Raw genomic sequence first — 14,712 nt, 5'->3', positions numbered from 1 at the left:
CATCAGACGACGGTGATCCGCTCTTTCATCCGGGCAAGATAGCGCGCGAGCACATCGATCTCGATGTTCACGGCGCGTCCCTCTGCCAGCTCGTCCAGCGTCGTAACCGACCATGTGTGGGGGATCAGATTGACGCTGAAATGCGTGTCACGCTTGTGGTCCGCGACTTCGTTTACGGTCAGCGATACGCCATCGACAGTTACCGAACCCTTGGGCGCGATGAACGGCGCGATTTCGGGCGTCACTGTGAAGCCGACACGGCGGGACTCGCCCTCCTCGCACACACCGATCACGGTTGCGATGCCATCGACATGCCCGGTGACGATATGTCCGCCCAGTTCGTCACCCAGCTTGAGCGCGCGTTCAAGGTTGAGGCGGCGGCCAGCCTCCCACATACCAGGTGCTGTACGGCGCACCGTCTCTGCCGAAGCGTCGACCGCGAACCAGCCCTGGCCATCGGCGCCGGTCCCCTTGTCCACCACCGTGAGGCACACGCCTGAACAGGCGATCGACGCACCCAGCGCCACGCCGTCCATATCGTATCCGCAGCCGATGGTAAGCCGCAGGTCGCCGCGCGGGTCTGCGGAGAGGATGGTGCCGATGTCGGTGATGATGCCGGTGAACATGGCTGAGGCTCTAGCTTGCCCGAACGCGCGCGTAAACCTCCATCGCGTCGACACCCAACATCCGCCGGTCGACCAAGCGCCAGCGGCCATGTGCGGCTGCGAGGGAGGGCAGGCCGATGTCGGCAATGCCGGGTTTGCCGCCTCCCAGGATGATCGGTGCGCGATAGAGCAAAACCGTATCCACGAGATCAGCTGCGAGGAATGAGGCGGCTGTCTGCGCGCCACCTTCGACAAGCACGCGTGAGACGCCTTCCATGTCCGCGATGCGCGCAGGATCATCTATGATCGTCCAGCCGTCCGGCGCGGTGCCATGGCCGAGCAGGATGCGCCGGGGCGCGCGGTCCTCAAGGCCGGGCAGGCGCACGTCTAGCCGGGGCTTGTCCGCCCACCATGTGCCCCGCCCGACGAGAATCGCGTCATGCCGGGCGCGGATCATGTGCGCATGATGGCGGGCGGGCGCCGAGGTTATCCATTGGCTTGTGCCGTCCGCTGCAGCGATGCAGCCATCGAGCGAGAGACCGAGCTTGAGCGTCACCGCCGGGCGGCCGAGGGTCTGGCGGGTGACGAAACCATCCATCGCCGCCTGCGCTTCTTCCGCAAGCAGGCCTGTCTCGACGGCAATTCCTTGCGCCCGCAGCCAAGCAATGCTCTGGCCGTTGGTGCGCGGATCAGGATCGGTCGCGGCGATGACCACACGCGCCAGCCCGGCGCGGTGGATCAGGTCGACGCAGCGAGGACCACGGGGGCTGAGGTGAAAACAAGGTTCGAGCGAGACATAGGCGGTGGCACCCGTCGTCAGGCCGTCGGCCTGGGCAAGCGCCTGTGCCTCGGCGTGAGGGCGCCCGCCCGGCTGTGTCCACCCGCGCCCGATGATGACGCCATCCTTCACGATGATGCAACCGACATTGGGGTTGGGAGTTGTGCGGCCCTGTCCGCGCAGCGACAGCGCGATCGCCGCCCGCATCAAACGCGTGTCAGCGGCGCTTGCCTTCATTCGGGCGTGCCGACGGGAGCAAGCGGGGCGGGGGAGGCCAAGGGCTGGCCCGCGTCCAGCTTTGCCTGAGCCTCAGCCAGCTTCTTGTCGAGCTGGGCGTTGAGATAACGCACTGCCTCGGCTTCCCGCGCCGCATTGCGCTTCGCCTCCTCGCGCCATTCGATGCCGAACATGTCGGCGATCTTCTGCATTTCCTTCTGCTTGGCATGCAGCGCCTTCACCCGCGCCGCCAGATCCTTTTTCTGTTGCAGGATCACGGCGACATCCGAGCGATCGGCGGTCCAGTTCTGGAAATAGGTGATCTGGTTTTGCTTGGGCATGGTGTTGGTGTTCGCATCAAGCACGAACATCCAAATGATCACCCAGGTCAGCGCGGCAGACAGGCCCAGCAACGGCCAGCGGTGCGACCGTTTTTCCAGCAGGTAGCCCCACAGGTCGCCAGCGGCGCTTCTGGGAGAGACGGGGCGTGGGAAGATAGCCATGTATGCCTTATAAACGCACCGGCGCAGCGATGCAAAAATGCGATTTTTTGACGGAAGTCACAGAATTTTCAACTTCGGAAGCTTAGCTTTACTTCCGCGACCTGAAGGGAAAGCTACGGCTTCCTGGACACCTTACCCGGCATCTGTAACAGGATGCCGGGTTTTTCTTTTTATATCAATAATCTATTCAAAATTCCAGCGGTGCTGAAGGTAAGCGCAACTTAGGCTGGCAGCAAATGGCGTTCTCCCGCGATTCGCATCATCGCCTTTTGCAGCTTCTCGAAAGCGCGCACCTCGATCTGCCTTACGCGCTCGCGGCTGACGCCATAAACCTGGCTCAGCTCCTCCAGCGTCTTCGGCTCTTCGGCAAGGCGGCGCTCGGTGAGGATATGCTGTTCGCGATCATTGAGGCTGTCCATCGCCTCCAGCAACAGGCTGTGGCGTACATCCTGCTCTTCAGCCTCGGCGACGCGCTCATCCTGAAGGGGGCCGTCATCCGCCAGCCAATCCTGCCACTGGCCTTCGCCGTCCTCGCGCATCGGCACGTTCAGGGACGTATCCCCGCCCATCGCCATCCGCCGGTTCATGCTGACGACATCGTCTTCCGATACGCCGAGGTCGGTCGCGATCTTGGTGACATCGTCGGGATGGAGATCACCGTCCTCGAACGCCTCGATATTGTTCTTCATCCGGCGCAGGTTGAAGAACAGCTTTTTCTGCGCGGCGGTGGTGCCCATTTTAACGAGCGACCAGCTGCGCAGAATGAATTCCTGGATGGACGCCCTGATCCACCACATCGCATATGTGGCGAGGCGGAAGCCGCGATCGGGCTCGAACTTCTTCACGCCCTGCATCAGGCCAATATTGCCTTCGGAAATCAATTCGGAAACTGGCAGGCCATAGCCGCGATAGCCCATCGCGATCTTGGCGACGAGGCGCAGGTGGCTGGTGACGAGCTGGGCGGCTGCTTCAGGATCCTGATGTTCCTGATAGCGTTTGGCGAGCATATATTCCTGCTCGGGCGTCAGGATCGGGAATTTCCGGATCTCCGCCAGATAGCGATTGAGACTGGCATCCGAGCCGAGAACCGGCACGATTGCGCTGGAAGTGTTGCCTTTGGCCATGTCGTCTAACCCTGGTCCCTTTCTGCCGTCCCCATGTGGGCGGCGGCGTAGTCTTCACTCCAGCTCCCGTTTATACGCGAAGCTGGCTTAACAGTTCCTGCATATCCGATGGCAGTGCGCTTTCGAACGTGAGCCGCTCTTGTGTTATAGGATGGATAAACCCCAGCGCGGCCGCGTGCAACGCCTGGCGCCGGAAGTTATTCTTTGCCGCGCCCTGCGCCAGCTTCATGCGTCCCGCCTTGCCGTAGACCGGATCGCCGATCAGCGGATGGCCGATATGCGCCATATGCACGCGCACCTGATGGGTGCGGCCTGTCTCCAGCACACATTCCACCAGCGCCGCATTGCGAAGCGTTTCCAGCGTGCGATAATGGGTGACGGCATGCTTGCCGCGCCCCTCGCGCTGCACCGCCATTTTCTTGCGATCATGGTCAGAGCGGCCGATCCATGTCTCGACCGTACCGCTCAACGGCCTGGGATGCCCGCTGGCGAGCGCATGATATCGCCGGGAGATGCTGTGGTCCTTGAACTGGCGCGCCAGCCCCTCATGGGCGGCGTCCGTCTTGGCGACGACCAGCAGGCCCGAGGTATCCTTGTCGATGCGGTGGACGATCCCCGGGCGCGCCACGCCGCCAATACCTGAAAGTTGCCCGGCGCAATGGTGCAGCAGCGCGTTTACAAGCGTGCCGTCAAGATTGCCCGCTGCGGGATGCACGACGAGGCCCGCGGGCTTGTCCACCACGATGAGATGCGCGTCTTCATAGACGATATTGAGCGGTATATCCTGCGCTATGGCTTCGGACGGCTCGGGAGCGGGGAGGGTGACGGTGAAGCTCTCGCCCGCCGCAACTTTCACGGCCGGATCGCGCACGGCCTGCCCGCGACTACCGGCAACATGGCCTTCAAGGATCAGCGATTTCAGGCGCTCGCGCGACAATGCAGGGACGAGGCCGGCCAGTGCCTTGTCGAGCCGCACGCCTGACAATGCCTCGTCGACGATAGCCGTTAGACTGGAACTCGCTTCCCCCATAGGCTAGCGATGTGGGGATGACGGTGCATATATCAAGAGCGGCGCTGGAGCGGGTTTTGGCGCATGCCGCCGCGCATCCGGGGCAGGAGGTGTGCGGCCTGTTGCTGGGCGGCGAGGCGCGGATAGAGGAAACGCAGCCTGCCGCCAATGTCGCGCAGGATGCCGCGCGGCGCTTCGAGCTGGACCCCACGGCCCTGATAGCAGCGCACAGGGCCGCGAGGGCGGGCGGGCCATCTGTAATCGGCCATTATCATTCCCATCCGGGCGGCGATGTGGAGCCATCATCATGCGATGCCGCAGAAGCGCCTGCGGATAGGGCGCTCTGGCTTATTTGCGCACCGGATGGCGGCCATGCGCTGTGGCGCGAGGGAACGGGCGGGTTGCACGGCCGTTTCACGCTCTGCGCGCTTGAAGTGTGCGAACCATAGCCCTTATCGCTTGCTTCGCTGGCGGCATGACGGCAAAGACAGGCGGAATAGTATTTTGGGGGACAGGATGAGCAGTCAGTCAACTGGGCAGCAGGTCGATCCTGCGCTGGACTTCGCGGCTTTGCTGTGTTCGCGCCTGTGTCATGATCTGCTGAGCCCGGTTGGCGCGTTCAACAACGGGCTGGAGCTGATGGCGGACGAAACCGATCCGGAGATGCGCGCCCGCTGCCTCGATCTGTTGGCCGAAAGCGCGCGAACTTCAGCTGCGAAGCTCAAATTCTTCCGTCTCGCCTTCGGTTCTGCCGGTGGCTATGGCGATGCGGTGCCGCCTGAGGAAGCGCGGCAGGCGATCGAGGGCATGTTTGCCTCTTCGGGCAGGGTCAAGGTCGGCTGGCTGGTGCCCGCAGAGGCAATCAACAAACGGGCGGTAAAGGTGCTCCTGAACCTGGCGTTGATTGCAGGCGATGCGCTGGTGCGCGGCGGGCAGCTCGACATCGGCGTAGAGGTGCAGGCAGGCAGTATTGAGCTTGCCGTGCGCGGTCAGGGGCAGAAGATCGTTCTCGATGAGGAACTGCGCGCCGCCCTTTCGGGGCAGCTGCGCGACGACGCTGTTACATCACGCTCCGCTGCCGCGTGGATGACCCGCAGGATCGTCGAGCGGGCCGGTGGCAGCATGATGTTGTCCGCGCCGGGTGAACCCGCTCTGGTCTTCGGCGCGGTCCTTCCCGGCTAGGAGCTGTGGGGATTCAGTCCATATAGGCCTGCAAAGTGCTATTTTCTGCGCTTCGGTGCTCACGTACCTTTAAGTACGCTGCGCTCCGATGCTCGAAAATCCCCCTTTTGCCCTGCGGTCGCCTGCGGCCCCGGCTCCATCTGAACTGAATCCCCACAGCCCCTAGGCTGCGATTCATCCCGCTTTTAACGCGGAATTAACCATGGTCGCCCAATCATGCCTGTGAACAGCTGTCGCAGGCGGGTACATGGAAGAACTGCTTTCCGATTTCGTGGCGGAAACCCAGGAAGGGTTGGAGGCGCTCGCCAACATTGTGGTGGCGCTGGAGGCGGATCCGTCTGACCGAGAGCGGCTCGATGAACTGTTTCGCTTTTTTCATACCGTCAAGGGCAGCTCGGGCTTCCTCAACCTGCCGCGCTTCGAAAAGTTGAGCCACGCGGCGGAGGATGTGCTGTCCAAGGTGCGCGCGGGCGAGAGCGTGCCCGATGCCGCGATCATTTCCGCCGTCCTCGCGATCATGGATCGCATCGCCGAGCTGTGCGCCGCGATCGAATCCGGCGATACGCTTGACCGCAAAGACGACGAAGTCATCATCGCCGCCCTGCGCGAGTGCGTTGCCCAGTCGCGCGGCGAGGATGGCGCAAGCGGTGGAGAAGGGGAGGGCGGCACCGCTGTCGAACGCGAGGATGCACAGGCGCGTCTGCCTGGCGCCGCGCGGACTATCCGTCTTCCGCTAATGCTGATCGACCAGCTGATGAACGGCGTGTCGGACATGGTGCTGGCGCGTAACGAGCTGTCCCGAAAGCTGCGCGTAACCGAGCCTGAGCCTGAGCTGGAGGCGGCGTTCGAGCGCCTTTCCAGCTGCATCGCCGACATGCGCGACACCATATCCAAAACGAGGATGCAGCGTGTGGACCGCCTGTTCATGGCGATCCCCCGCATGGTGCGCGACCTTTCACGTGAGCTGGGCAAGAAGATCGAACTGGTGCTCGAAGGCGGCGATGTGGAGATGGACCGCGAGATGGTCGAGGCGGTGCTCGATCCGCTTACCCATATCGTCCGCAACAGCATCGACCATGGCATCGAGATGCCCGCAGAGCGCCGTGCGGCGGGCAAGAGCGAGGCGGGGCATCTGCGCGTCTCAGCGCACCAATCCGGCAGCCAGATCGTCATCGAGGTGGCGGACGACGGGCGCGGGATCAACACCGAGGCGGTGGTAAACAAGGTGATCGCCGCAGGGATCATCAGCCAGCAGGAGGTGGCACAGCTCAGCGAACAGGCAAAGGTCGACCTCATCTTCACGCCCGGCCTTTCCACAGCAAGCCAAGTGACCGCAATCTCCGGTCGCGGTGTGGGAATGGACATTGTGCGCGCGAATATCGAGCGGATCGGCGGCGTCATCGCGCTGACAAGCGAGCCGGGGCGTGGGCTGACGATCACGATGCGCGTGCCGCTGACGCTCACCATTATCCCCGGGCTGATCCTGAACGCAGGCGGAATCAACTTCGCGATACCGCGCTCGGCGGTTATCGAGATCCTGCATGACAACAACCCGACAGTGTCCGTATCGCGGCTGGGTGGCGGCCTCACGGCGACGATCCGCAGCAGCCGTTATTCCATGATCGAACTTGAAGACGTAATCGGCATGCCGATGCTGGAGCGCCAAGGGCCGCGTTCGCTGATGCTGGTGCGCTCTACGGGGGGCAACCCGTATATCCTGAGCGTCGCCAGTGTTGAAAACCACGAGGAACTGGTGATCCGCCCGGCCGCGCCGATGGTGATGGCGGCGGGTATCTATGCCGGAATGACGCTTCCCGATAACGGCCAGCCGATGCTCTTGTTGGACGCGGGCGGCATTGCGCAGGTGGCGCAGCTGCCGCTGATCGTCGAAACGGCAGATGCTTTCGGATCTCAGGGGCGCGAGGATGCCGTCGCTGACGGTAGCTATGCGGGCCTGCGTTACATCGAGCTCTCGGGCGAGGAACGCGTTGTGCGTCTGTCGTTGGTGGAGCGGGTGGAAGATATCCCCCTCAGCCAGTTCGGCGTGTCGGCAGGCCGGCCCTATGTCACGCTTGGCGGGCGTATCGTAAACAGTTCGCAGGCGGTGGGCGAGAGCGATTGCCAGCCTGGCACGCGTGAAGTGACATGCCTGCGAATCCGCGATGACCTGCACGAGCTGTGCTATCCCATTCGCATGGTGCTGGACATTGAGGACGTATCGGCCGAGCTGGATATGTCCGCCCGCCATGGTCTGGTCGCCGGGCTTGTTCTCCTCAATGGCCGTCAGGTCGAGGTGGTGGATAGCATGGCTCTGCTGGCGCTGGCAGGGGAGGCAGAGGTGCGGCCTGATTGCGGTGTCCGGCCGACGCGTTGCGTCATTGGCGATGCCAATGACCCCTGGAACCGGGAGATTCTGGCGCCGCTGCTGAGGCAGGCTGGTTTCGAGGTGATCTGGGGCGGTGAGGAGGCGCATGCCGAGCGGGGCGATGTACTGTTGCTGACGGCGGACGATGGCGATCCGCCGGAGACGCCGGCCGATGCGCCCATTGTGCGTTTGCGCCGGGCAAGCCAGCCGGGCGGACCGGAGGATGACAGCATTTATCGCTATGATCAGGACGCGCTCATCGGCGCGATTGCGGCGCTGGGCAACGGGACAGTAGCGGCATGAACCGTCTTTATCTCTTCGCGCATATTGGCGGCACAGCCGTTGCGATCAGCACGAACGAGGTCGACGCGGTGGTGCGGCTCAACGAGCTGTCTGTCGTTCCCGGTGTTCCAAGCCATGTTGCCGGACTTGCGGCGCTGCGCAGCCGGGTGCTGACCATAATCGACGCCGCGGCGCTGGTGAATGCGCAGCAGGACAAACCCGGTGGCGCACTGGTGCGCGACGGGGGCAGCCACGCCATCGTCTGCGAGATTGGCGGCCACGGCTATGGTATCGTGGTAGACCGTGTGGACGATATCCAGACGGTGGACAGCACGCCGCTGCCCATTTGTGGGCGCATCGACCCAGCTTGGCAGCCCTATGCCCAAGGCGTGATCGAAAGCGAGGGGCGACCCTATTTCGTTGTATCGCTCTCAAGCTTCCTTGATTCCTGCCTTAATGCGCAGGCGGCTTGAGCCAGCCTTTCGTGCTCCATCCACCGCAAAGGCGCCTTTGCGGATCGAGCCGTTTACCTTTCGCTCAACATTGCTGCCTATAATGATGAAACAAGGCCAACTTTTCAGGAAAAGCCGCTATGAAGAACTGCTTGGTGGTGGATGACTCGAAGGTCATTCGCAAGGTTGCCCGTCATATTCTCGAATCGCTCGACATCACAGTCAGCGAGGCGTGCGACGGGCGTGAGGCGCTGAGCCAGTGTCAGAGCAGCGATCCCGACGTCGTATTGCTCGACTGGAACATGCCGGTGATGAGCGGAATGGAATTTCTGCAACAGCTCAACGCCACGCGCTCCAGCCGACCGAAGGTGATCTTCTGCACCACCGAAAACGGCTTGGGCCACATCAAGGCGGCGCTCGATGCCGGGGCCGACGAATATGTGATGAAACCCTTCGATCGCGATACGCTGGAGAGCAAGCTCCAAATCGTCGGCGTGCTCTAAGCCGACCCGAACTCTCTTCTCATTCAGGATCGGGCGATGAACGCCATTCTGCCGGCCGCATCGCCCCGCACCCTTCATCGGGTGCCCGTGCGGGTGTTGATGGTGGACGATTCCGCCGTCTCTCGCTCGGTGATCGGTCGCATTATCGACGATGCCGCGGACGTAAATCTCGTCAGCCGCGTCAGCAGTCCGGACGAGGCCTTTGCCTTTCTGGCCGAGCAGCGGGTCGACATCATCCTGCTCGACCATGAAATGCCCGGCCGCAAGGGGCTGGATGCGCTACCTGCCCTGCTCGATGCTGCACATGATGCGCATGTCATCATGCTGTCTTCCCATTGCCAACGCGGCAGCAAGACCGCAGTCGCCGCGCTTTCTATCGGCGCGAGCGATGCGCTGGCCAAGCCGTCCGCGATGGACTCCGGCCCGGAATTCGCGGAACAGCTTCTGTCCCGCATTCGTCGCCTCGCCAGCGCACGCTGCCAGAACAGCGCAGAGGCTGACCGGCTGATATTGCGTCCCTTTCCCGAAGGGTTCGCTGTGCACTGCATCGGCATCGGTGCCTCCACGGGTGGTATCCATGCGCTGGCGGAGCTTTTGTCGGCGGTATCTGCTCGTCCGGGATCGCCCGTGCTCATTACGCAACATCTTCCGGCAGCCTTCATATCGCATTACGCCAAGCAAGTCGCGCGTATGACGGACATGCCGGTCAGCATCGCGCGGGATGGCGAAGTGCTGCGCGATGACCATGTCTATATCGCGCCGGGTGAGGCGAGCCTTTCCTGTATACGCGATGGCGCAAAGGTGCGCGCGCGCCTGATCGCGGAGCGGGACATGCTCTCCTCAGCGCGGCCTTCGGTCAACCCGATGTTTGCGGGGATGGCGCAAAGCTATGGCGCGGGTTCGCTCGGCATCATCCTCACCGGCATCGGGAGGGATGGAACGGCGGGCGCATCGGCCGTCGTCAAGGCGGGTGGCGCAGTGATAGTGCAGGACGAGACCAGCAGCACCGTCTGGGGCATGCCCGGTTCTGCCGCACGCGCCGGGCTGGTGTCCGCCTGCCTCGCCCCGCATGAGATGCCGCACTACCTGCGTGCGCATTTCGGACTGGGCTGATGAGGGAGATCGTGGCCACCTCCGCGATGCGTATGCTCACCGAACTGCTGGAGCAGAAGACGGGGCAGGTTCTCTCCGAAAGCCGACTATGGCGCCTTGAGACTGCGCTCGGCCCCGTTATGCGCGCGCGCGCGATCCACTCGCTTGAGGCGCTTGGGGAAGCCGTTCAGGCGGACGCAAGCGGCGGCCTTGCAACGCATGTGGTCGATGCGCTGCTCAACAATGAAACCAGCTTCTTCCGCGATGCGCATATCTTCGCGATGATCGGCAACGCGCTGATCCCCGAGGCAATCGCGCGCACACAGGCGCAGGGCCGCGAACCGACGTTGCGCATATGGTGCGCGGGCTGTTCCACCGGGCAGGAGGCGTGGTCGCTCGCCATGCTGTTCGAGAATGGCCGCGCCCGCTGGCCGGACTGGCGGCTGGAAATCCTCGCGACCGACATTTCCCACAGCGCCATCGCGCGCGCGCAATCGGGCATCGTGCCTCAGATAGAGGCGCAGCGCGGTCTGCCCGTGTCGGAAATGCTGCGCTGGATGGAGCCTGAGGGCGACGACTGGCGCATCGGCCCGGCGCTTCGCGGCAAGGTCGATTTTCGCCGCGACAACCTCATCGATCCCAAGGTGCCCTCGGGCTACTATGACCTCATCCTCTGCCGCAACGTGCTGCTATATTTCACGCCAGAGCGCAAACGCGACCTGTTCTCGGTGCTGGCCCGCCATAGCGCGCCGGGCGGCTGGCTGCTCTTGGGCGCGGGCGAGACCACTATCGATCTGACGACCGACTTTGCCGCCTGCCCAGACCATCGCGGTGCGTATCGGAGAGTCGATCCCGCTTGATCGCCGTCGCTCAGTCCGCCATGGTCCGCGCTGAGCAGCGCAACAGGGCTTTGAGGGCAGAGTACAGGGTGAAAGAACGGCCGTCCCCCAATCATGATGAGCGCAAGCTGCCGGTGTCGATGCTGGTGCTGCATTATACCGGCATGCCCGATGCGCAGAGCGCGATCGACTGGCTCGCCAACCCGGAGTCGAAGGTCTCCGCGCATTATGTCGTGACGGAGGATGGCGAGGTCATCCGCATGGTGGCGGAAGACAAGCGCGCCTGGCATGCGGGCAGGAGCTGGTGGCGCGGCATATCGGATGTGAACTCCGCCAGCATCGGCATAGAGATCGTCAACCCCGGCCATGAATGGGGCTATCGGGACTTTCCCGAGGCGCAGATCGAGGCGCTGATCCCGCTGATGCACGATATCGTGACGCGCCACGGCATCACACGTGGCAACATCGTCGGCCATTCGGACGTTGCGCCCGGGCGCAAGCAGGACCCCGGCGAGCTGTTTCCCTGGGGCCGCCTCGCGCGCCTGCGCCTCGCCCTGCCGCGCCCGACCAAGCATCTGATGGACCCGCTCTGGTCAGACAGCGCCTTCATGCTGGCGCTGGAGCGGTTCGGCTATGACATCAAGGAGCCCGAGGAGGCGGTGAGGGCGTTCCAGCGAAGGTTCCGGCCGGAGCTGATCGACGGGGTGATATGCGGCGAGTGCAGGGCGATCTTGCTGGCACTATTGCTGCCCAAGCCGACGGGGGATTGAGCAGGCGATTATCGTCATTCCCGCGAACGCGGGAATCTAGTCTGAGCCGACGCTCGCAAAATCTGGATCCCCGCTTTCGCGGGGATGACGATGAGTTTTTCAGGCTCCGGCCAGCGCCCCAGCGTGCTTCATCCGGCGCCGCATCGCAGCGCCGATACCGCCGAAACCGATGATGAGGAGGGACCATGTTGCGGGTTCGGGAACGGCGGCACTTGTCACGGAGAGGACCACCGCGTTGAAGCCATACCCTTTTAGATCATTATAAAACAACTCGCCCGCAGGAACCATGAGGCCGTCTCCGTCGCGTGGGTCCGGAAAGTGGCCTTGTGTCAGGGTGAAGGGAAAGGCGGAGGGTAAATTTGTGTTGTTTAGCCAGTTTTCGTTCGGGCCATAAATTGAAATGCCGATTAAAGGTCCAGTAAAATCACCGATAAAGAGGCTGTCTTCGTCAGCAGGAGTATTCACTGAATAGGGGGTGTGAGAATCGAAAACCGTTGCAGTTCCGCCGCCGGATATTTTGCTCCCGCTGATGTTGGCGCTCAATCGAATTGTTGGGCTCTGATATGCCCCAACGTCGCCATAAGTGCCTGGATACGAAGCGTGGGGTTGCAAGTTATTGTCATAGGAAAAACTGCCAGCGATCAGCGTTCCCACTGGTGCACCCTGCCCAGACTGATCCACTCTCGCGCTGTAATTGAAAACGAGAATCTTAGCATGACTCGGCGCTGCCATCATCATCGCACCCGCAATCGCCGCGCTCGCCCATTTCGCCGCCTTCATGCCATCCCCCGAAGAATGATACCCCTCGCGCATCCGCAATTCCGCTCGCGCTGGCAAGCTGAAAGTCGCACCAAAATGGACCTGATTACGTATCGTCTCAGCACGGGACACTGATCTTGCGGAAAAAACAAGCGCCAGAGGGTCTATAAGCCGGGTTCTGTCCACCGCGCCGCCGTTTCCCAAAAGGGACATGCGGGCGGATGGGCGGCCATTCCTCTAGGAGGCGGATTGCTCCGCCCCTCAAGCAACCAACCCGGACGATCTGGGGCGAAACACCCTGCTTGGCCCTTGCGGACAAGCGCGCCGTCCCTATTCGGTCTTGCTCCCGGTGGGGTTTACCGTGCCGCCCGCCGTTGCCGGGGGCGCGGTGCGCTCTTACCGCACCCTTTCACTGTCACGCGGCCGAAGCCTTAAGCCTTGAAGGCTGACGCGACCTGCTTTCTGTTGCACTGTCCCTGAGGTTACCCTCGCCGGACGTTATCCGGCACCGTTGTTTCGTGGAGCCCGGACTTTCCTCGCCGGGGTTGCCCCCGCCGCGGCCGCCCGACCCTCTGGCCCGGTCGCAATAGCAGCATCGATGGCGCAAGGCGACGAGAAAAAACGGCGCTGTGGCACCCTTGCGTCTTCCTTCCGTCGCATCGGGCGGCTACATTGTGCGGCTTATGGCGAGAGCAGGACGCAGGAACGATTGGGGCTTTCCCCGCTGGGGCGGCTATGGCGCGGATCGCGCGGCGCAGCAGGTGCGGCTGTGCGACCGGCATGGTTGCGAAGAACGTGGAGATTGCCCCGCGCCCAAATCACCCAACAGCAAGGAGCGCTGGTATTTCTGCCAAGCCCATGCCGCCGAATATAACAAGGGCTGGGACTATTTTCAGGGGCTGGACGAGGAAGAGCGGGCGCGGCGCGAGCATGACGAGCGGCGTGACGCAGGCGGCTTTTCCAGCGGCGCCTTCTATGGCTGGGGAGCGCCCGGTGACGGCACCCGCAGTCGCGACGAGATGCGTGCGCTGGAGATACTGGAGCTGGAGAGCGACGCCGACTTCGAGGCAGTGCGCAAGAGCTGGCGGCGGCTCGCCAAGGCCAATCACCCAGACGTGAAGCCCGACGACAAGGACGCCGCGCTCAGGTTTCAGGCGATTCAGGCGGCTTATGACGTACTGCGCACCGCCGAGGAGCGCCGGACCTTCAAGCCGTAACCGCCTCTATCGCCTGCAATACAGCCATGCCGATTTCCAGCGAACGTTTGCGCGCGCTCTGGTCATAAATGTGCCCGCCGACGATGACTTCGTCGACACGGGTGCGGCGAATGAAGGCGGCGAGATCACGCTCGACATCCTCCTGCGTACCGATGCTCGACGCGGCGAAGAAATTCGCCAGCATCGATTGCGCCATCGGCGGCAGCGTATCACGATAGCCCGGGACCGGCGGTTTCAGCAGGCCCGGATTGCCGGTCCGCAGCGCGACCACTGACTGCATCATCGAGGTAGCGATCAGCTCGGCCTCCTCCTTGCTTTCGGCGGCAAAGATGTTGAAGCCGGCCATGGCATAAGGTTGTTGCAGCTGGGCCGACGGTTTGAAATCCCGCCGATAGATGTGCAGCGCGTCGTCCAGCATATCGGGCGCGAAGTGCGAGGCGAAGGCATAGGGCAGGCCCAGATGCGCGGCGAGCTGAGCGCCATAAAGGCTGGAACCCAGTATCCAGATCGGCACATTCGCGCCAGTGCCCGGCGTTGCCTCGAAACCCAGCCGCGCATCCCCGGCAAAATAGGCCTGAAGCTCCATCACATCCTGCGGAAAGCTCTCGGCTCCGCTCATGAGGTTGCGCCGCATCGCCTGCGCGACGCGTTGGTCCGATCCGGGCGCGCGGCCGAGGCCGAGGTCTACCCGGCCCGGGAACAGCGCGTCGAGCGTGCCGAACTGCTCGGCAATGGCGAGCGGAGCATGATTGGGCAGCATGATCCCGCCCGCGCCGATGCGAATGCTCTTGGTCGCCGCGCCGACATGGGCGAGCACGACGGACGTGGCGGCGGATGCGATGCCAGCCATGCCGTGATGTTCGGCGGTCCAATAGCGTTCATAGCCCAATGCCTCGGCATGTTGGGCAAGATCGGCGGCGCGGATCAGCGCTTCGCGCACGCTTCCGCCTTGGGTGACGGGGACGAGATCGAGGAGGGAGAGTTTGGTCATCACCGCCATATGGGGTGCGTACTCT

16 protein-coding genes and 1 other RNA gene are annotated in these 14,712 nt (G+C 63.1%); 9 read left to right on the top strand and 8 right to left on the bottom strand.

The annotated features are described in order from the left end of the window. Positions 1 to 2 precede the first annotated feature (2 nt). The 5 genes from OOT33_RS05595 to OOT33_RS05575 all read right to left on the bottom strand — a co-directional run bounded on the left by OOT33_RS05595 (position 3) and on the right by OOT33_RS05575 (position 4,256). On the bottom strand, positions 3 to 626 hold the full coding sequence (locus tag OOT33_RS05595; protein ID WP_307749008.1) for a riboflavin synthase: 624 nt from the start codon (positions 624 to 626) through the stop codon (positions 3 to 5). A gap of 10 nt (positions 627 to 636) precedes the next feature. Further along, positions 637 to 1,590, bottom strand: coding sequence for a bifunctional diaminohydroxyphosphoribosylaminopyrimidine deaminase/5-amino-6-(5-phosphoribosylamino)uracil reductase RibD (gene ribD / locus OOT33_RS05590; RefSeq protein ID WP_307749316.1), 954 nt, complete (start codon positions 1,588 to 1,590; stop codon positions 637 to 639). Positions 1,591 to 1,616: 26 nt separating this feature from the next. Continuing rightward, the gene (locus tag OOT33_RS05585; RefSeq protein ID WP_307749007.1) at positions 1,617 to 2,102 is read right to left on the bottom strand and encodes a hypothetical protein; all 486 of its coding nucleotides are present in this window, start codon (positions 2,100 to 2,102) and stop codon (positions 1,617 to 1,619) included. 221 nt (positions 2,103 to 2,323) lie between these two features. Then, positions 2,324 to 3,226 (bottom strand): RNA polymerase sigma factor RpoH, encoded by a 903-nt coding sequence (rpoH, locus tag OOT33_RS05580; protein WP_307749006.1) that lies wholly within the window; start codon positions 3,224 to 3,226, stop codon positions 2,324 to 2,326. 70 nt (positions 3,227 to 3,296) lie between these two features. Continuing rightward, positions 3,297 to 4,256 (bottom strand): RluA family pseudouridine synthase, encoded by a 960-nt coding sequence (locus OOT33_RS05575; RefSeq protein WP_307749005.1) that lies wholly within the window; start codon positions 4,254 to 4,256, stop codon positions 3,297 to 3,299. Between the two features lie 17 nt (positions 4,257 to 4,273). Here OOT33_RS05575 and OOT33_RS05570 point away from each other — a divergent pair, with 17 nt between their 5' ends. The 8 genes from OOT33_RS05570 to OOT33_RS05535 all read left to right on the top strand — a co-directional run bounded on the left by OOT33_RS05570 (position 4,274) and on the right by OOT33_RS05535 (position 11,720). Next, positions 4,274 to 4,684 carry a Mov34/MPN/PAD-1 family protein gene (locus OOT33_RS05570; RefSeq protein ID WP_307749004.1) on the top strand — a complete coding sequence of 137 codons (411 nt, stop codon included), beginning with the start codon at positions 4,274 to 4,276 and terminating at the stop codon, positions 4,682 to 4,684. A gap of 67 nt (positions 4,685 to 4,751) precedes the next feature. After that, the gene (locus OOT33_RS05565) at positions 4,752 to 5,417 is read left to right on the top strand and encodes a histidine phosphotransferase family protein (protein ID WP_307749003.1); all 666 of its coding nucleotides are present in this window, start codon (positions 4,752 to 4,754) and stop codon (positions 5,415 to 5,417) included. Between the two features lie 247 nt (positions 5,418 to 5,664). Beyond that, positions 5,665 to 8,085 carry an ATP-binding protein gene (locus tag OOT33_RS05560; RefSeq protein ID WP_307749002.1) on the top strand — a complete coding sequence of 807 codons (2,421 nt, stop codon included), beginning with the start codon at positions 5,665 to 5,667 and terminating at the stop codon, positions 8,083 to 8,085. After that, positions 8,082 to 8,537: a chemotaxis protein CheW gene (locus OOT33_RS05555; protein ID WP_307749001.1), complete on the top strand. Its 456-nt coding sequence runs from the start codon at positions 8,082 to 8,084 to the stop codon at positions 8,535 to 8,537. The genes OOT33_RS05560 and OOT33_RS05555 overlap by 4 nt, the downstream gene beginning before the upstream one ends. 119 nt (positions 8,538 to 8,656) lie before the next feature. Beyond that, positions 8,657 to 9,019: a response regulator gene (locus OOT33_RS05550; protein ID WP_307749000.1), complete on the top strand. Its 363-nt coding sequence runs from the start codon at positions 8,657 to 8,659 to the stop codon at positions 9,017 to 9,019. A gap of 36 nt (positions 9,020 to 9,055) precedes the next feature. Next, a complete protein-coding gene (locus OOT33_RS05545; RefSeq protein ID WP_307748999.1) occupies positions 9,056 to 10,132 on the top strand; it encodes a chemotaxis protein CheB in 1,077 nt (358 codons plus the stop codon). Beyond that, the gene (locus OOT33_RS05540; RefSeq protein ID WP_307748998.1) at positions 10,132 to 10,971 is read left to right on the top strand and encodes a CheR family methyltransferase; all 840 of its coding nucleotides are present in this window, start codon (positions 10,132 to 10,134) and stop codon (positions 10,969 to 10,971) included. Before OOT33_RS05545 ends, OOT33_RS05540 begins: the two co-directional genes overlap by 1 nt. A gap of 20 nt (positions 10,972 to 10,991) precedes the next feature. After that, positions 10,992 to 11,720, top strand: a complete 729-nt coding sequence (locus tag OOT33_RS05535) for an N-acetylmuramoyl-L-alanine amidase (protein WP_307749315.1) — start codon at positions 10,992 to 10,994, stop codon at positions 11,718 to 11,720. Positions 11,721 to 11,819: 99 nt separating this feature from the next. On the opposite strand, the gene OOT33_RS05530 is transcribed toward OOT33_RS05535, so the two are convergent. Together OOT33_RS05530 and rnpB are read right to left on the bottom strand one after the other, a co-directional pair. Next, complete coding sequence (locus tag OOT33_RS05530) at positions 11,820 to 12,500, bottom strand: PEPxxWA-CTERM sorting domain-containing protein (protein WP_307748997.1); 681 nt, start codon at positions 12,498 to 12,500, stop codon at positions 11,820 to 11,822. A 130-nt stretch (positions 12,501 to 12,630) separates the two neighbouring features. Beyond that, an RNA gene (gene rnpB / locus OOT33_RS05525) (RNase P RNA component class A) lies at positions 12,631 to 13,055 on the bottom strand. Positions 13,056 to 13,162: 107 nt separating this feature from the next. Between rnpB and OOT33_RS05520 the strand changes: the two genes are divergently transcribed. Then, on the top strand, positions 13,163 to 13,696 hold the full coding sequence (locus OOT33_RS05520; protein WP_307749314.1) for a DnaJ domain-containing protein: 534 nt from the start codon (positions 13,163 to 13,165) through the stop codon (positions 13,694 to 13,696). On the opposite strand, the gene OOT33_RS05515 is transcribed toward OOT33_RS05520, so the two are convergent. Beyond that, complete coding sequence (locus OOT33_RS05515; RefSeq protein WP_307748996.1) at positions 13,686 to 14,687, bottom strand: MsnO8 family LLM class oxidoreductase; 1,002 nt, start codon at positions 14,685 to 14,687, stop codon at positions 13,686 to 13,688. The two genes, OOT33_RS05520 and OOT33_RS05515, sit on opposite strands and share 11 nt — an antisense overlap. Between the last annotated feature and the right edge of the window lie 25 nt (positions 14,688 to 14,712).

The sequence above is a fragment of the Sphingobium sp. DEHP117 genome (assembly GCF_030867385.1).
GTDB lineage: Bacteria > Pseudomonadota > Alphaproteobacteria > Sphingomonadales > Sphingomonadaceae > Sphingobium.
The sequence above is the reverse complement of the archived record's forward strand: the minus strand, read 5'-3'. Positions and strand labels throughout refer to the sequence as shown.